Here is a 15,639-nt window from a genome sequence, read left to right as displayed (position 1 = left end):
CGCAAACGCCCTCAACAATCTAGCCTGAAACAAAGACCTCAAACAGGCTCTAAGAGCGCTCTCCGCCGAAGTGGACGCCGGTTCGGCGAAAGAGAGCGCGATAAAACAACGCCTGGGAGCCACGACCGATTGCAACGCGATCGGGCGCGGCTCTAGCGCGCCCATCTCGGCCAGAGCACCTTGCCGTTCGTGAACGCGGCGACCTGAGGCCTGCTGGTGACCGGCAAACTCACCGCCACGGCGAGCGAGGCGGGCCTGTCGACGGATGCTGGTGCTGCTCGGGCTGATTTGCGCGAGGCCGGCAAGTCCCTGCCCAACGCCATCGCCGAGGTCCGGGAGGCGGTGGACTTCCTGCGCCGCTGCGCGGTGGAGATCGAGCGGACCTGCGAAACCCTCACCGCCGCCGCAAGCGCACGTAGAGCGCGCCGGCACCGCCGTGGTGGCGCGCGGCCTCCTCGAAGCCGAGGACGAGGCCGCGCAGGTCCGCCCCGCGCAGCCAGTGCGGCACGCTGCGGCGGAGCACGCCGCGCTCGGCGTAGGCGTCCTCGCCCCCCTTGCCGGTGACCACGAGCACCCGGGCGTGGCCGGCGGCCCGCGCCCGCATCAGGAAGCCGACGAGCGCCGCGTGCGCCTCGGCCTGGTAGAGCCCATGCAGGTCGATCCGCGCCTCGATCGCGAGCCGCCCGCGGCTGAGCCGCTGCCGCTCGCGCCGCTCCAGCCCCGGCGCGCCTGGAACGGCGGAGGTAACCGTGAGCGCGGGGCGGGGCAGGGCCGGCGCCAGCGCGGCGAGCTTGACCGCACGCTCACGCTTCGGCTTGGCGGGTGCGGCGGGAGGCGCGGCCGGCTTCGGCACCGCCGAGACCGCGGGCGTCGGGATCGGCTCGGCGGCGGGTTCGGCGTGGGGGATCGCGGCCGGCGGCTGCGGGGCCGCGGGGGCCGTCGCCTTGGGCACCGCGCGTCCGCGCAAGGGGGTGATCAGCTTGGCGATCTCGCCCCACAGGCGCGCCTCCTCGCGGGAGAGCGTGCGGGGGCGCCGCGGCCGTCTCACGGCGCGGCCGGCTCCGGAGCCGCCGGCTTCGGCAGCAGCACGACGAAGCCGATCCGCGCGTGCAGGTCGCCCGCCGCGACGCCGGCCGCCGCGCCGGTGCCGACGTAGAGATCGCCGCGCGCCGGGCCGAGGATGGCCGAGCCGGTGTCGGCGGCGACCACGAGGTGGCCGTAGCCGTTCAAGCCGGGCAGGCGCCCCTCCAGCCAGAACGGCAGGCCGTAGCGCCAGAGCGCGCCGTCGACCGCCAGACTCCGCCCCGGGCTCAGGGGGGCGCCGGCCGCGCCCGGAGGCCCGAGCGCGGCGTCCGTCACGGGCTCGGTGCGGAAGAAGACGTAGGACGCGTTCATCCGCATCAGGCGGCGGCCATGGTCGGGGTGCGCCCGCAGCCACGCGGTCCAGCGCGCGAGGCTGAGGTCGTTGAGCGGCAGGTGCCCCTCGGCCACCAGCAGCTTGCCGATCGAGGTGTAGGGCTGCCCGTTCTTGCCGTCGTAGAGCACGCGCACGGCGCGCCCGTCGGCGAGCCGCACCCGGCCGGACCCCTGGACCTGGAGCACGAACAGGTCGACGGAATCGCGCAGCCACAGGAGCGGGCGGGTGCGGGCGCCGAGCGCCCCGTCCTCGATCGCGGCGCGGTCGGGATAGGGCTCCAGCCCCGCCGCAACCCGTCGCCCGGCGCGCAACGTCGGGTCGAGGCCGGGCCGCGCCTCGCCCGGGGCGAGGCTGACGAGGTCGTCGGGCCGCGCCAGCACCGGCGCGGTGAAGCCGGGTCCGGGGCTGAGCGCACCGTCGAGCTCCGGCTCGAAGTAGCCGGTGAGGAAGCCCCTGCGCTCGGGCTCCCCGGCGGCAGCGGCGCGCACGATGCGGTAGGCCGAAAATCGCTGCGCGAAGAAGGCCTTTGCCTGCTCGGGGGCGAGGGACGCGGCCGCCGCGCAGGCCGCGGAGAGGTCGGTCGCGGACCCGTTGACCCCTTCGGCCTGGGGCGGAGGCGGCCGCGGCGCGACGCAGGTGCGGCGGAAGGCGTCGAGCGCGGCCCCCGCATCGTCCGCCCTCCAGCCGGGAAGGCCTGCGAGGTCGACCGGTTCGAGCACGGCACCGCCGACGCGCAGGGGCTCGGCCCGCGAGGCAGGAGCCGGGCCGAGGGCGAGCACGGCGAGCGCTGCGGTCGTGAGGGCGAGGCGTCGGCGCGTCATGGGCTCAGGGCACACGGGCTCGGCGCGTGCGCGGCACGGCCGGGCGGATCAGGCGCCGGCTTCGGTGGCGACGAGCTGCCAGTTCGGGTCGCGGGTGCCGAGCGTGCGGGCGAAGGTCCACACGTCGGGGACCTCGACCACGGCCTCGGCGCTGCCGTCGACGACCGTGCCCTCGGCGCTGCGGGTCGCGGTGATGAGGTTCGAGAGGAAGCGGACGGTGACCTGGGCGACGCGGTTCTTCACGTCGACGGCGACGATCTCGGCCTTGTCGATGGAGACGAAGGTGGTCTCGACGGTCTGGCGGTTCTTCTCCCGTTCGACGATCGCCCGCTCGAAGGCCTCGCCGACCTCGCGGGACAGGAGCGACTTCAGCGTCTTGCGGTCGCCCTTGGCGAAGGCGAGCATGATCGCCTCGTAGGCGGACTTGGCGCCCTCGACGAAGGCGCGCGGCTCGAAGCCGGGCTCGGCCTGCACGACCGCTTCGAGGCCGCGGGCGACCTCGGAGCCGGGCTCGGCGATGCCGCGCCAGTCGCGGGCCTCCGCGGCCGGCGGCGCGCGCTCGGGCGGCGGCCGGTCGGCGCCCGGCAGGCGCACGACGTTGTCGCCCTCGGTGCGGCCGGGCTGCGGCCCGGTGCGGCTGCGGTCCACCGGCTTGAAGGGCGAGCGCTCCGCGCCGGTCTTCTGCCCGAGCACGGAGCGCAGGCGCCAGATCACGAAGACCGCGAGCGCCAGGAAGATGATCGTCGTAAGGTCGAAGCTGTCCTGCATCACCGATCCGATGGTCGCCGCCCTGCCGCCCGACGGCGCGGCTCCGAAGTCCCGAGGGGTCGCCGAGGCTCAAGCCACCACGTCCTAAGACGCGGGACCGTCGTCCCGTCAACCGGCGTGCCGGCCCGATCGACGCGACGAGGGCCGGCCCTCGTCGGCGCACTTGGCACCGGGCCGTCTTTAGCCGAAGGCCGGGCCGGGATCGAGCCGGGGCAAGGATCGAGCCGGACGTACCCCGCGACACGCGGATATGGGGCACGTCGCCGGAGTGTTCCAGGCGAGGCGCCCCGGCGATCGGCCTCGTGCCGCGGGACGGGCCGCGCCGCGTCGTCGCGCCCGCAAGGCCCGCACCGACCTGGCGAGACGCCGCGATCCGCGTCCGGCGGACGCGGGCCTCCGCCGCGATCCGGAGAACCGGACACGGCTCCAGGCGTCGCTTGTCGGCACCGGACGGGCGTGTTAGCGGCCTCGCCGAGCCCGAAGGCGAAGCGGAAGACCCGCCAGCGAGCGAGGCCCGCGGCCGACAGGCGCGGGCGTTCAGGCCCCCCTCCGGCCGCGCCGGAGATCGATCTCAAGGAGGATGACCCGCCATGGCCGACTCTCCGGCACCGAACGGCAGCGGCGGCGCGCAGGCCGAGGATGCGCCCGCGATCAACGCGCTCGCCCAGTACGCCAAGGACCTCTCGTTCGAGAACCCGAACGCGCCGCGCTCGCTCCAGCCCCAGGAGGGCCAGGGCCCGCAGATCAGCATCCAGGTCAACGTCAACGCCCAGCAGCTCGCCGAGGCCGACTTCGAGGTCGAGCTGACCCTGGAGGGCGACGCCAAGATCAACGGCGAGGTGCTGTTCGCCTTCGACCTGAAATACGCCGGCGTGTTCCGCCTGCGCAACATCCCGCAGGATCAGGTCCACCCGGCGGTGATGATCGAGTGCCCGCGCCTGCTCTTCCCCTTCGCCCGCCAGATCGTGGCGGAGGCCGTGCGCAACGGCGGCTTCCCGCCGCTCTACATCGATCCGATCGATTTCGTCGGCCTCTACCGCCAGAAGGCGTTCGAGGCGCAAGGGCAGCAGCCCGGCGCGCCGCTGGCCTCCTGATCCTCCAAGGTCCCTGCGGGCGCGGGCCTCGACGATGGCCTGATCGCGCCTTGCGCTCGGGTTCTTCGTTGCCCGGCGATTGACGGGCGGGCATCGGCCGCATCGTGCTCGGCCGGAGCGAGCGCGACCTCGGGGCGCTCACCGCCGGACCCGCTCCATCGTGGCGGCGCGCCGCGTCGGCGCGCGATCCCCCTCTCAGCGGACATCGCGGTGATAGGGCAGGCCGAGGGCCGCGGGCGCGGCGAGCCAAGTCCGCAGGCGGCGCCACGCCACCACCGGCAGGATGATGAAGGCGATCGTGCCGAGGTACGGCAGCATCGACAGGATCGCGGGCGCGACCGGCCAGCCCCGCGCCTGCCCGACGAAGCCGAGCGCGGTGATGGCGCCGAACAGCAGGGCGGCGGCGGCGGCGGTGAGGGGCCGGAAGCCCGAGAAGATCACGAGCGCGACCGCGATCCAGCCGCGGCCGGACACGACACCCTCCGACCAGGACGGCACGAACGCCAGCGTCAGGTAGGCGCCGGCCCCGCCCGCCAGACTCGCGCCGAGCGCCACGTACCAGAACCGGATCGCCGTGACGGGGATGCCGGCCGCGTCGGCCGCGGCCGGGTTCTCGCCGACCGCGCGCAGGTTCAGGCCGTGCCGCGTCTTGAACAGGAGCCCGTGCAGCGCCAGGGGCAGCACGAGGTAGATCAGGTAGACGAGGAGGTTCTGCGAGAACAGCGCGCGGCCGAGCACGGGGATGTCGCTCAGGACGGGCACGACGACCCGCTCGAAGGCCGCGGCGGCGGGCGCGCCGGCGTAGGGGCGCCCGAGCGTGGCGGCGAGCCCCGTGCCGAGCAGCGTCAGCGCGAGCCCGCACAGGACCTGGTTCGCGCGCAGCCACACGGTCGCGGCGGCGAAGACGCAGCCGAAGGCGAAGCCGACGCCCAGGGCGGCGAGGAAGCCGAGCGCCGGGCTCGGCACCGCCGCCACCGTCGCGATGCCGGTGAGCCCGCCCAGCGCCATCAGTCCCTCGACGCCGAGGTTGACCACGCCGACCCGCTCGGCCAGCACCTCGCCCAGGGCCGCGAGCGCGAGGACGCCGCCCGCCAGCACGGCGGTCGCCAGGATGCCGGTGATCAGCTCCACGGAGGCTCCATCAGGCGGCCCGCGCCGGCCGGCGCACGAGCCTGTAGTGGGCGATCTCGTCGCCGATGGCGGTGAACAGCAGGATCAGGCCGGTGATGGCAAGCACGGTGCTGGTGTTCACCCCTTGCGTCTGCAGGATGATCCCGGCGTTGAGCAGCGCCGCCATCAGCAGGGCGGCGGCCACGACCGCGAGGCAGGAGCCGAGGGCGAGCACCGCGACCGTGATGCCGAGGTAGCCGTAATTGTTCGAGATGCCGCCCTGGAGCCGGTGCGCGGTGCCGGCGAGCTCGATCATGCCGGCGAGCCCCGCCACGGCGCCCGAGAGCAGCATCACCGCGACGATGCGGGCCCGCACGGGGATGCCGGCGTAGAGGGCGGCGCCCGGGTTCGAGCCGGCGACGCGGACCTCGTAGCCGAAGCGGGTGTAGCCGAGCAGCGCCGCGGCGAGCCCCGCGATCCCGACCGCGATCGGGAGGCCCCAGTGCAGGACGTCGCCCAGCGGCGGCAGCTCGTAGGGGATGCGCGCGGTCGTGCCGAGCGCGTGGCCGGACGGGTCGCGCCACGCGCCGGTGCAGAGCCACGTGACGAGCAGGGTCGCGACGAAGTTGAGCAGCAGCGTCGTGATCAGCTCGCTCACGCCGGCCAAGGCGCGGGCGAGCGTCGGCACGAGGATCCAGGCCGCGCCCCCGGCAAGGCCCGCGAGCGCCATCAGCGGGAGCACCCAGGCGTCCGCTCCCTCGACGTTGAGGCCGACGGCGGTGGCGGCCAGCGCCCCGGCGTTGAACTGCCCCTCGCCGCCGATATTCCACAGACCGATGCGCCGGGTGAGCGCGACGGCGATGCCGGTGAGGATCAGCGGCGTGACGAGCAGGCCGAGATCCTCCAGGCCCTCGACCGAGCCGAAGGCGGAGGCGAGCACCTCGCGCCCGAGCGCCACCGGGGCACGGCCCGCCAGCGCCAGCGCGCCGCCGACGCAGGCGAGCGCCAGCACGATCGCGCCGAGCCGCCCGGCGAGCGCCGCGCCCGCGCCGACGGTCGGCGTCCGGAGGAGCCTGACGCTCATTGGGCAGCAGCCCCGCCCTCGCGGCGCCCGCCCATCATCAGCCCGAGCCGCTCGACGTCGGCCTCGGCGGTGGGCATGACGCCCATGATCCGGCCGGAGAACAGCACGGCGACGCGGTCGGCGAGTTCCAGGATCTCGTCGAGCTCCTCCGAGAACAGCAGCACCGCCCGGCCCTGGTCGCGCAGGGCCGCGAGGTAGGCGAGCAGCGCATCGATCGCGCCGACGTCGAGGCCGCGGCTCGGGTAGGCGGCCACCAGCACGCGGCCGGCGACGCGGATCTCGCGGCGGGCAACGAGGCGCTGCTGGTTGCCGCCCGACAGGTTGCGCACCGGCATGGCGTAGTCCGGCACCATGACCTCCGCCGCCTCGGCGATCGTCCGCGCCAGCCCCGCCGCGGCGCCCGGCCGGAACAAGCCCCAGCGGCCGACCGCCTCCGTGCGGTACTCGCGCAGCACCGCGTTGTCGGCCACGCTGAGCGCCGGGGCGAGGCCGCTGCGCAGGCGGTCCTCGGGGATGTGGCCGATGCCGGCGGCGGCAAAGCGCGCGGCGTCGCCCCCGGCCGGCCGGCCGTCGATGCGGATCTCGCCCGCGACCGGGGGGCGCATGCCGGCCACGACCTGGCTCAGCTCGCGCTGGCCGTTTCCGGCGACCCCCGCGATCCCAAGGATCTCGCCGCCGTGCAGGGCGAGCGAGACCGCGTGCAGGGCGACCAGCCCGCGGTCGTCGCGGGCGCTGACGCCGCGCAGCTCCATCACCGGTTCCGGGGAGACCGGCGTTCCGGCCGCGCGTGGGCGCTTCCGGCGCAGGGTGATGTCGTGCCCGACCATCAGCGTCGCGAGGCCGCGCTCGTCGGCGCCTGCCGCGTCGCGGGTCGCGACCCTGCGGCCGCCGCGCAGCACGCTGATCCGGTCGGCGATCGCGATCACCTCCTCGAGCTTGTGGCTGATGAAGACCACGGCGTTGCCCGAGGCGCGGAAGGCGCGCAGCACCGTGAACAGCTCGCGCGCCTCGATCGGGGTCAGCACCGCGGTCGGCTCGTCGAGGATCAGGATGCGGGCGGCGCGCGCCAGCACGCGCAGGATCTCGACCCGCTGCTGCTCGCCCGCCGAGAGGTCGCCCACGCGGGCGTCCGGCCGCACGGCGAGGTTGAACCGGGCGGCGAGCGCGCGGGTGCGCGCTTCGAGCGCCGCGGCCGAGGCGCGGCGCGGGGTCCGTTCCCAGCCGAGGTGGACGTTCTCGGCGACGGTGAACGCGGGCACCAGCTTGAAGTGCTGGTGGACCATGCCGATCCCGGCGGCGATCGCGGCCTGGGGGGTCGGCAGCGCGCGGGCGTAGCCGTCGAGGATGATCTGGCCGGCATCGGGCTGGTAGATGCCGGTGAGGATGTTCATCAGGGTCGACTTGCCGGCCCCGTTCTCGCCCAGGAGCGCGTGGATCTCGCCCGGCCGGATCTCCAGGTCGATGGCATCGTTGGCGAGGACGCCGGGGAACACCTTCGTGATGCCCTGGAGCGCCACCATCGGCGGCGTGCCCGGCGGGAACGGGGCGGTCCCCGACGTGGTCTCGGCCGGGATCGCGGGCGCCATCAGGCGCCGAGGCCGGCCACGCCCTCGATCGACCAGTCCCAGTTGTAGAGCTCGGCGTCGGTCATCGTCTTGCCGGCGGGGACGCGGACCTTGCCCTTGCTGTCCTTGATCTCGCCGGCAAACGGGCTCTCCCCGGCCAGGATCTTCGCGCGCACCGCGTCGGCCTGCCTGGCCACGGCTTCCGGCACGGACTTGCCCCAGGCGTCGCGGTCGATGCCGCCGCCCATCGGCATGATCGTCGTCTCCGGCGTCCAGGTGCCGGCGATGCGCTTGGCGACCTGATCCACGTAGTACTTCTTCACGTCGACCACGATCGAGGTGACGTAGGCGTCCTGCCCGAAGCGGCGCATGTCGGTGTTCCACATCGCGGCCTTGAGGCCGCGCTCCTGCGCCACCTGCAGGTAGCCCGCCTCGTCCATGATGCCGAACAGGAAGTCGCAGCCGTTGTTGGCGAGCGCCACGCCCGCCTGCGTCGCCGCCTGCGGATCGAACCAGGAATTGATGGTGATGACCTGCACGCTGGCCTCGGGCTTCACCGTGCGCGCGCCCATCAGGAAGGCGTTGGTCGAGGAGAAGCACGACGGCACCGGGAAGGAGGCGACGTAGCCGAGCTTGCCCGTCCTGCTCATCAGGCCGGCGGCGACGCCGAGCACGTAGGTCGGGTACCAGTGCGCGAAGTAGTACCAGCCGAGGTTCTCCCCCGTGGTGCGCCCGTCGCATTCGAGGAAGCCGACCTTCTTCGACCGCTTGGCGACGTCGTAGAAGAAGTCGCCGTAGTTCGAGGTCGCGAAGACGAGGTTGGCGCCGTTCGACACGAACTGCCGGTAGGTGCGGCTCGCATCCGCCGAGTAGGGGATCGACTCGACGAACAGGGTCTTGGCCTTGGGGAAGGCGGCCTGGACGGCCTTCATCCCCTGGTCGTGGCTCCAGGTCCAGCCCTCGTCGGTGACAGGGCCGACGTGGCCGAAGGCGATCACCGCGTCCTTCTCCGCCACCGCCGGCAGTGCCTCCGCGGCGCGGGCCGTGCGCAGGCCGGGGGGCAGGAGCAGCCCGGCGCCGGCGGCCGCGCCGACCCCGAGAAGACGCCGCCGGGTCGGTTCGAACGGATCGGCCATGTCGCGCGCCTCGTCACTCGTGCTTGGTGGTTCGCCGCCAAGGTTCGGTCGCGGGGTCCGCAGGCAAGACACGTGCCCGCCGATGATCCGCGCCGCGAAACCGGTCGCGCCCGGATGCTGTCGCAGCCCCGCTGTCCCGCATAGTGGCGATGTGGCGATCGGGTCGGTGCGTTGCGCGCAACACGTGGAGAGGCGTTTTCGAACCCGGCAAGCGACTTGTGAGCGACTTGCGCGGATTTCCGTCGCGGCGCTATGCAGCGTTTTCGAGCCGGCGCGCGCGTCCGCGCCGGCCCCGCCCGGAGGCGGCCGCATGCGAAACGTCGCGACCCTCGTCTTCACCGGACGCTTCCGGCCCGACAGCTTCCGCGCCTTCGCCGAGCACCGCGCCCGCCTGCTCGACCTGTCGGTCCGGGCGGAGGGCGGGCCCGAGCGGGTCGTCGTCGAGGTCGCCGGGCAGGGCGACTGCGTCGACGCCTTCGAGATGGCGTGCAGCCTCGGGCCGATCGACTGCCTCGTGCGCGACGTCGAGCGCCGGGACGACGCGCCCGCCCCGACTGAAGAGAGCTTGCGCGATGAATGAGCCGCCGGGCTGGTACGCGGTGGCCCTCGGGGCGGACCTCGACGCGGGGACCTCGGCGGGCACGCGGCTGTTCGGGCACGAGCTGGTGGTCTGGCGCGATCGCGCCGGCGCCGCCCACGTCTGGGAGGACCGCTGCCCCCACCGCGGCATGCGCCTGAGCTTCGGCTTCGTGCGCGGGGACCACGTCGCCTGCCTCTACCACGGCTGGCGGTACGACGCCGCCGGGCGGTGCCGCCACATCCCGGCCCATCCCGACCTGCCGGTCGGGCCGATGATCCGGGCCACGACGTTCCGGAGCCGCGAGCGGCACGGCCTGGTCTGGGTCGCCTGGGGGGACGCGACGGACGGGGCGGCCGCGGAGGACGGCGCGGCGACGCCGGTGCGCAGCCTCTACCTCGACGCGCCGGCCGCCCACGTCCGCGCCGAGCTCGGCGCCGCGCCCGGGCCGGACGGCCTCGTGCGCGCGCGCCTTGCCGGCCTGCCCGCGCTGATCGCCGTGCAGCCGCTGTCGGACGTGCAGTGCGCGGTCCACGTGGTGCTCGACGGGCCGGCCCCGGCATCGGATCGGATCAAGGCCGCGAGCGCCTGCCTCGGACTGCGGCGCGCGGTCGAGGCGGCCCGCGCCGAGCCGCGGAGCGCGCCGTGATGCGCCTCTACGACTACGCGCTGGACGAGAACGGCTACAAGGTCCGGCTCGCCCTCGGAGCCCTCGGCGTGGCCTGCGAGACCGTGGCCGTCGACATGTTTCCCGGCGCGGAGCAGACTCGCCCGCCCCTGATCGACCTCAACCCGCTCGGCACGCTGCCGATCCTCGTCGACGGCGGGACGGTCCTGCGGGAGGCGGAGGCGATCCTGGTCTACCTCGCCCGCCGCCACGACCCGGCCGGGACGTGGCTGCCGGCGGACGCGGCGGGCTTGGCCGAGACGATGGTGTGGCTGACCTTCGCCGCCCGGGACCTGCAGGCCGCGACGCGCGCCCGCCGGGTCGCGATGTTCGGCGCGCCGGGCGATGCCGACGCGCTGGACCGGGAGGCGCGCGCGGCCTTCCGCGCGATGGAGGACCACCTGACGCTCCGCGCGCTGGCGGGCCGGGACTGGTTCGTGGGCGGGGCGGCCACGGTCGCCGACCTCGCGCTGTTTCCCGCCATCGCCCTGAGCCGCGACTTCGGCATCGACCACGAGGCCTACCCGGCCCTGCGCCGCTGGATGCGCCGGGTGCGCGGGCTGCCGGGCTTTTGCACCATGCCCGGAATCCCCGACTATCAGTGACGCGAGGCGGGACGCGCCGTGGACCCCCGGAGCTCCCACGGACATAAGTGCTTCGTTTCGCGACGCGAATCGACCTGGGAAAGTCTGGTGGATCGAAGCACTTATGTCCGTGGGGACCCATACCGCCTCGGCCTCGTCTCGACGCGGCTGCACTACTTCAAGCTGGTGGCCCGCGCCGGCTCGATCCGGCAGGCGGCGCGCGCGCTCAACCTCGCCCCGTCCTCGATCAGCCGCGTGATCGCGCGCCTGGAGGAGGATCTCGGCACCAAGCTGTTCGAGCGCACCAAGCAGCGCCTGCGCCTGACGAGCGCCGGCGAGCTGCTGCTCTACCGCGCCCGCGCCAGCCTCGGCGAGCTCACCCGCGCCTGCACCGAGGTGGACGACCTGCGCGGGCTCCACCGCGGCACCGTCGGCCTCGCCCTCGTCGAGAGCGTCGCCGTCGGGCTCTTCCCCGAGGTGATGCGCGCATTCTGGGAGCGCCACCCCGGCATCGCCGTCGACGTCAAGGTCGTCAGCTCGGAAGCCGCCGTCGAGGCCCTGGCGGAGGGCGAGTGCGAGATCGCCATCGGCTTCGACCTGCGCAGCCCCCGCGCGACGCAGCGCCTCGCCGCCGCCCCGGTCCCCGTCGGCGCCCTGATGCGGCCGGACCATCCGCTCGCCGGCCGCGATGCGCTGCGGATGTTCGACCTCGCGCAGGAGGTCCTGATCCTCTCCGACGCCAGCCTGACGCTCGGCGCCTCCGTCGAGGAGGCGCTGGCGGGCGCCTGCGCCCAGGCCGGCCGGCGCGTCACCACCAACGCCATCGGGACGATGGTCGCGCTGGCGCTGTGCGGCGCCGGCATCGCGCTCCAGACCCGGCTCGGCGTGGAGCGGGAGATCGCGGACGGACGGCTGACCTTCGTGCCGCTCAGCGATCCGAAGCTGCGCCCGCGCAGGCTCGTCCTCCTCGCCCGCGGCCGCGACCGCATCTCGGAGGCCGGCGCCGGCCTCGCCGGGATGCTCGCCCGCGCCGTCGAGGGGCTGGGGGCGGGCGGCCCCGGCCGCGACGATGTTGCCTTGGGCGCACGCGGCGCGTCGAGACGCAGCCTCTATCCGGGGCACCCGCGATCCGGCAATCCTGACCCCATGGACGAGCCCGGCACGCCATGACTCCCGCCGCCGTCGACGCGGTTCTGCGCGGCCTGAGGCGGGCCGGCGTCTCGATCGCCTGCTACCTGCCGGATTCGCTGCTGAAGGAGCTCTACCCGGCGCTGGATACCGACCCGGGCCTGCGCACCATCCCGGTGACGAACGAAGGCGAGGGCGCGGCGATCTGCGGCGGCGTGTTCCTGTCGGGCAAGCGCGCCGTGCTTGTGATGGAGAATTCGGGCCTGCGCGCCGCGGTCGAGCCGCTCGCCCGGATGGGGCTCGGCGCCGGCATCCCCGTCGTCATGCTGATGAGCTACCGGGGCGAGCTCGGCGAGAACAACTGGTGGGCGATCCCGCACGGCATCACCATGGAGCCGGTGCTGGGCGCGCTGCGGGTGCCCTACCGGATCGTGCGGGAGGCGGCGGAGATCGAGGGGGCGATCGCGGACGCCTACGCCTCGGCCTACGCCTCGTGCTACCACGCGGCGGTGGTGCTGGGCGGGAGCATCGTGCGATGACGCGCTACGACTGCATGGCGATCCTCGCCCGCCGGCTCACGGACGAACTCGTCGTGCTCTCCCTCGGCGGCAGCGTCGACGAATGGTACGACGCCGCCCCGCACATGCGGGCGGCGAGCCTGTTCCAGCAGCAGCTCGGCTGTGTGACGCCGCAGGCCTTCGGGCTCGCAGCCGGCCTGCCCCACCGCCGGATCGTCGCCCTCGACACCGACGGCGGCCTGCTGTTCAACCTCGGCATCCTCGCGACGCTGGGCAACGAGCAGCCCGGAAACCTCCTCGTCGTCGTGTGGGACAACCACTGCTACCAGTCGATCGGCGGACCGCCGACGCACACGGCCAAGGGCCGCGTCGACCTCGCCGCGATCGCCCGCGGCGCCGGGGTCGCGCACGCCCACACCGTCCGCGACCTCGACGGCTTCGAGGCCCACTGCGCGCGAGGGCTGGCGGCGGACGCCCCCTACCTCCTCGTCGCCAAGGTCGAGCCCACCGTGCGGGCCGGCATCCGGCGCAAGCACAGCGACGGGCGCGAGGACAAGTACATCTTCGTGCGCCACGTCGAGGCGAGCGAGGGCATCACCATCCTGGGCCCGAGCGAGCACAACTGACGTGGGCGCCGGACCGAGCGACCCCGCCGACGGCCTCGCGCGCGCCTACGACCACGTCGTCGTCGGCGCCGGGACGGGCGGCTGCGTCGTGGCCGGGCGCCTCGCGCAAGGGGGCGCCCGGGTGCTCCTCGTCGAGGCCGGCCCCCGCGACGACGCGCACCCCGCGATCGCCGACGCGGGCGCCTGGGTGAGCCTGCTCGGCGGCCCGTGCGACTGGGGCCACGCCTACGCGCCGGGGCCTCACATCGGCGGCCGGGTGATCCCGATCCCGCGGGGCCGGGTGCTCGGCGGGTCGAGCAGCATCAACGCCATGCTGTGGAACCGCGGCCACCCGTCCGACTACGACGCCTGGGCGCGGGCCGGCGCGACGGGCTGGGACTTTGCCGCCGTGCTCCCGTACTTCCGCCGCGCGGAGGACTGGGAAGGGGGTGAGACGCCCCTGCGCGGCGCGGGCGGCCCCTTGCGCATCGAGACCCCGCGCGACCCCCACCCGATCGCGCGGGCGCTGCTGGCGGGCGCGGCCGAGCGCGGCATGCCGGTGCTCGCCGACGCCAACGGGCCGGACAACGCGGGCGCGGCGCTGGCCAACCTCAACCAGCGCGGAGCCAGGCGCTGGAGCGTGGTCGACGGCTACGTCCGCCCCTTGGCCGGGAACCCGAACCTCGCGGTGCTCACCGGCTCGATGGCGCTGGCGCTGCTGTTCGAGAACGGGCGCTGCACCGGCCTGCGCCACGCGGTCGGCGGGCGGATCGTCGAGACGCGGGCGCGGGGCGAGGTCGTGCTGGCGCTGGGCGCGATCGAGACGCCGCGCCTGCTGATGCGCTCCGGGATCGGCGATCCGGACGAGCTTGCCCGTCTCGGGCTCCCGGTGCGGACGGCGCTGCCGGGCGTCGGGCAGAACCTCCAGGACCACCCGCTGCTGATGGGCATGAACTTCCGGGCGCGCGCGCCGCTCGGGCCGGTGCGCGACAACGGCGGCGGCGCGATCCTGAACTGGCGCAGCCGCGGCGGCCTGCCCGCGCCCGACCTCCACGCCTTCGTGGTGCAGGGGCCGCACGCGGGCCCCGAGGTCGCCGCGGGGTGCGACCTCTCGGGGCCCGTGTTCGCCCTGTCGCCCGGCCTGATGGCGGCGCGGAGCGTCGGCTCCCTCCGCCTGGAGAGCGCCGAGCCCGCGGGCCCGGTGACGATCCAGCCGAACTTCCTGGCCGAGCCCGCCGACCTCGACGCCCTCGTGGCCGCCATCGACACGATCATGGACCTGGCCGAGACCCAGCCGTTCCGCGAACTCGGCGCCGCGCCGGTCGCGCCCGCCCGGCGCCTCGGCCGGGCGGAGAAGGTCGCCTTCGTGCGGCGGGCCTGCTCGACGTTCTTCCACGCCTGCGGAACCTGCGCGATGGGCGTGTCGGAGACCTCCGTGGTCGATCCGGCCCTGAACCTGCATGGGATCGCGGGCCTGCGCATCGCCGACGCCTCGGTGATCCCGACGATCCCGACCTGCAACACGCAGGCCCCCGTCGTGATGATCGCCGAGCGCGCAGCCGCGCTGATCGCGGCCGCCGCGTGAGGGAGAACAGCATGAGGGGTGCCGCATGACCGACCGCATCCTCGCCGCCGACCTCGTGCTCACGATGGACGCGGACAATCGCGTCATCCCGGACGGCGCGGTGCTGGTGCAGGGCGCCCGCATCGGCGCGGTGGGCCGGCGGGAGGACCTCGCCGCCGCGCACCCGAACGCGGCGATGACGCGGCTTCCCGACCGCCTGCTGATGCCCGGCCTCGTCAACGCGCACATGCATTCGGGCCTGCTGCGCGGCACCGCCGAGCACCTGCCGGTCTGGGACTGGCTGCGGCTCCACATCAACCCGATGCACCGGGTGCTCACGCCCGAGGAGGCGGAGGCCGCGTCCTGGCTCTGCTACGCCGAGAGCGTGCTGTCGGGCACCACCACGGTGCTGGACATGTGGCGCTTCATGGCGGGCAGCGCCCGGGCGGCGGAAGGCATCGGCAACCGCCTCGTCTGCGTCCCCTACGTCGGCGCGCACCCGGACTACGACTACTTCGACAGCCTCGACGACAACGAGGCCCTGATCGAATCCTGGCACGGGGCCGCCGAGGGGCGGATCAGCGTCTGGGTCGGCCTGGAGCACCTGTTCTACGCCGACGAGGCCGGGCAGCGGCGCGCGATCGCGATGGCCAAGCGCCACGGCACCGGCTTCCACACCCATTGCAGCGAGGCCGAGGTCGAGGTCGCCGAGTTCGAGCGCCGCTACGGCTGCCGCGCCATGTTCGCCCTGGACAGGCTCGGCTTCTTCGAGACCCCGCGGGCGCTGATCGCGCACGCGGTCTGGCTCGACCCGGCCGAGATCGCGCTGCTGGCCGAGCGCGGCGTGGCGGTCGCCCACAACCCGGTGAGCAACATGAAGCTCGCCAGCGGCATCGCCCCGGTCGAGGCGATGCTGCGGGCCGGCGTCGCGGTCGGCCTCGGCACGGACGGCGAGAAGGAGAACAACAACCTCGACCTGTTCGAGGAGATGAAGGTCGCCT

The 15,639-nt window shown here is 74.4% G+C and carries 16 protein-coding genes; 9 read left to right on the top strand and 7 right to left on the bottom strand.

Features of this window, described 5'->3' with window-relative positions; all coding sequences use genetic code 11:
• Positions 1-394: 394 nt before the first annotated feature.
• The 3 genes from ACFE8Y_RS16680 to ACFE8Y_RS16670 are packed head-to-tail and all read right to left on the bottom strand — an operon-like array spanning position 395 to position 3,006.
• Positions 395-1,048 (bottom strand): Smr/MutS family protein, encoded by a 654-nt coding sequence (locus ACFE8Y_RS16680; protein WP_375465502.1) that lies wholly within the window; start codon positions 1,046-1,048, stop codon positions 395-397.
• Positions 1,045-2,238 carry a murein transglycosylase A gene (locus ACFE8Y_RS16675; RefSeq protein WP_375465501.1) on the bottom strand — a complete coding sequence of 398 codons (1,194 nt, stop codon included), beginning with the start codon at positions 2,236-2,238 and terminating at the stop codon, positions 1,045-1,047. The genes ACFE8Y_RS16680 and ACFE8Y_RS16675 overlap by 4 nt, the downstream gene beginning before the upstream one ends.
• 48 nt (positions 2,239-2,286) lie before the next feature.
• Positions 2,287-3,006, bottom strand: a complete 720-nt coding sequence (locus ACFE8Y_RS16670; RefSeq protein WP_375465500.1) for a Tim44/TimA family putative adaptor protein — start codon at positions 3,004-3,006, stop codon at positions 2,287-2,289.
• Positions 3,007-3,596: 590 nt separating this feature from the next.
• Here ACFE8Y_RS16670 and secB point away from each other — a divergent pair.
• Positions 3,597-4,100 carry a protein-export chaperone SecB gene (gene secB, locus ACFE8Y_RS16665; protein ID WP_375465499.1) on the top strand — a complete coding sequence of 168 codons (504 nt, stop codon included), beginning with the start codon at positions 3,597-3,599 and terminating at the stop codon, positions 4,098-4,100.
• Positions 4,101-4,295: 195 nt separating this feature from the next.
• Here the strand turns inward: secB and ACFE8Y_RS16660 are convergent, their stop codons facing one another.
• The 4 genes from ACFE8Y_RS16660 to ACFE8Y_RS16645 are packed head-to-tail and all read right to left on the bottom strand — an operon-like array spanning position 4,296 to position 8,995.
• Positions 4,296-5,231: an ABC transporter permease gene (locus ACFE8Y_RS16660; RefSeq protein ID WP_375465498.1), complete on the bottom strand. Its 936-nt coding sequence runs from the start codon at positions 5,229-5,231 to the stop codon at positions 4,296-4,298.
• A gap of 10 nt (positions 5,232-5,241) precedes the next feature.
• The gene (locus ACFE8Y_RS16655; RefSeq protein ID WP_375465497.1) at positions 5,242-6,294 is read right to left on the bottom strand and encodes an ABC transporter permease; all 1,053 of its coding nucleotides are present in this window, start codon (positions 6,292-6,294) and stop codon (positions 5,242-5,244) included.
• Positions 6,291-7,880, bottom strand: a complete 1,590-nt coding sequence (locus tag ACFE8Y_RS16650) for an ABC transporter ATP-binding protein (RefSeq protein WP_375465496.1) — start codon at positions 7,878-7,880, stop codon at positions 6,291-6,293. The genes ACFE8Y_RS16655 and ACFE8Y_RS16650 overlap by 4 nt, the downstream gene beginning before the upstream one ends.
• A complete protein-coding gene (locus tag ACFE8Y_RS16645; protein ID WP_375465495.1) occupies positions 7,880-8,995 on the bottom strand; it encodes a BMP family ABC transporter substrate-binding protein in 1,116 nt (371 codons plus the stop codon). The genes ACFE8Y_RS16650 and ACFE8Y_RS16645 overlap by 1 nt, the downstream gene beginning before the upstream one ends.
• A 310-nt stretch (positions 8,996-9,305) precedes the next feature.
• Here ACFE8Y_RS16645 and ACFE8Y_RS16640 point away from each other — a divergent pair, with 310 nt between their 5' ends.
• The 8 genes from ACFE8Y_RS16640 to ACFE8Y_RS16605 form a co-directional block, all read left to right on the top strand.
• Positions 9,306-9,575 (top strand): hypothetical protein, encoded by a 270-nt coding sequence (locus tag ACFE8Y_RS16640; RefSeq protein ID WP_375465494.1) that lies wholly within the window; start codon positions 9,306-9,308, stop codon positions 9,573-9,575.
• Positions 9,568-10,221: a Rieske 2Fe-2S domain-containing protein gene (locus ACFE8Y_RS16635; RefSeq protein WP_375465493.1), complete on the top strand. Its 654-nt coding sequence runs from the start codon at positions 9,568-9,570 to the stop codon at positions 10,219-10,221. Before ACFE8Y_RS16640 ends, ACFE8Y_RS16635 begins: the two co-directional genes overlap by 8 nt.
• Entirely contained in the window at positions 10,221-10,844 is a 624-nt protein-coding gene (locus ACFE8Y_RS16630) for a glutathione S-transferase family protein (protein ID WP_375465503.1), read from the top strand. The genes ACFE8Y_RS16635 and ACFE8Y_RS16630 overlap by 1 nt, the downstream gene beginning before the upstream one ends.
• Before the next feature lie 87 nt (positions 10,845-10,931).
• Positions 10,932-11,993: a LysR family transcriptional regulator gene (locus ACFE8Y_RS16625; RefSeq protein ID WP_375465492.1), complete on the top strand. Its 1,062-nt coding sequence runs from the start codon at positions 10,932-10,934 to the stop codon at positions 11,991-11,993.
• Complete coding sequence (locus tag ACFE8Y_RS16620; protein WP_375465491.1) at positions 11,990-12,490, top strand: thiamine pyrophosphate-binding protein; 501 nt, start codon at positions 11,990-11,992, stop codon at positions 12,488-12,490. Before ACFE8Y_RS16625 ends, ACFE8Y_RS16620 begins: the two co-directional genes overlap by 4 nt.
• The gene (locus tag ACFE8Y_RS16615; protein WP_375465490.1) at positions 12,487-13,095 is read left to right on the top strand and encodes a thiamine pyrophosphate-dependent enzyme; all 609 of its coding nucleotides are present in this window, start codon (positions 12,487-12,489) and stop codon (positions 13,093-13,095) included. Before ACFE8Y_RS16620 ends, ACFE8Y_RS16615 begins: the two co-directional genes overlap by 4 nt.
• A gap of 1 nt (position 13,096) precedes the next feature.
• Positions 13,097-14,659 carry a GMC family oxidoreductase gene (locus ACFE8Y_RS16610; protein ID WP_375465489.1) on the top strand — a complete coding sequence of 521 codons (1,563 nt, stop codon included), beginning with the start codon at positions 13,097-13,099 and terminating at the stop codon, positions 14,657-14,659.
• Between the two features lie 25 nt (positions 14,660-14,684).
• A partial coding sequence (locus tag ACFE8Y_RS16605) for an amidohydrolase family protein (RefSeq protein ID WP_375465488.1) occupies positions 14,685-15,639 on the top strand: 955 nt, incomplete at its 3' end.

The organism is uncultured Methylobacterium sp. (assembly GCF_964242245.1).
Classification (GTDB): Bacteria; Pseudomonadota; Alphaproteobacteria; order Rhizobiales; family Beijerinckiaceae; genus Methylobacterium.
The sequence above is the reverse complement of the archived record's forward strand: the minus strand, read 5'-3'. Positions and strand labels throughout refer to the sequence as shown.

Bases quoted from the DNA above. Each gene is read 5' to 3' on its own strand.
- ACFE8Y_RS16615 (WP_375465490.1), top strand. From the start codon at position 12,487: ATGACGCGCTACGACTGCATGGCGATCCTCGCCCGCCGGCTCACGGAC.
- ACFE8Y_RS16645 (WP_375465495.1), bottom strand. From the start codon at position 8,995: ATGGCCGATCCGTTCGAACCGACCCGGCGGCGTCTTCTCGGGGTCGGC.
- ACFE8Y_RS16620 (WP_375465491.1), top strand. From the start codon at position 11,990: ATGACTCCCGCCGCCGTCGACGCGGTTCTGCGCGGCCTGAGGCGGGCC.
- ACFE8Y_RS16635 (WP_375465493.1), top strand. From the start codon at position 9,568: ATGAATGAGCCGCCGGGCTGGTACGCGGTGGCCCTCGGGGCGGACCTC.
- ACFE8Y_RS16630 (WP_375465503.1), top strand. From the start codon at position 10,221: ATGCGCCTCTACGACTACGCGCTGGACGAGAACGGCTACAAGGTCCGG.
- ACFE8Y_RS16670 (WP_375465500.1), bottom strand. From the start codon at position 3,006: ATGCAGGACAGCTTCGACCTTACGACGATCATCTTCCTGGCGCTCGCG.
- ACFE8Y_RS16655 (WP_375465497.1), bottom strand. From the start codon at position 6,294: ATGAGCGTCAGGCTCCTCCGGACGCCGACCGTCGGCGCGGGCGCGGCG.
- ACFE8Y_RS16640 (WP_375465494.1), top strand. From the start codon at position 9,306: ATGCGAAACGTCGCGACCCTCGTCTTCACCGGACGCTTCCGGCCCGAC.
- ACFE8Y_RS16675 (WP_375465501.1), bottom strand. From the start codon at position 2,238: ATGACGCGCCGACGCCTCGCCCTCACGACCGCAGCGCTCGCCGTGCTC.
- ACFE8Y_RS16650 (WP_375465496.1), bottom strand. From the start codon at position 7,880: ATGGCGCCCGCGATCCCGGCCGAGACCACGTCGGGGACCGCCCCGTTC.
- secB (WP_375465499.1), top strand. From the start codon at position 3,597: ATGGCCGACTCTCCGGCACCGAACGGCAGCGGCGGCGCGCAGGCCGAG.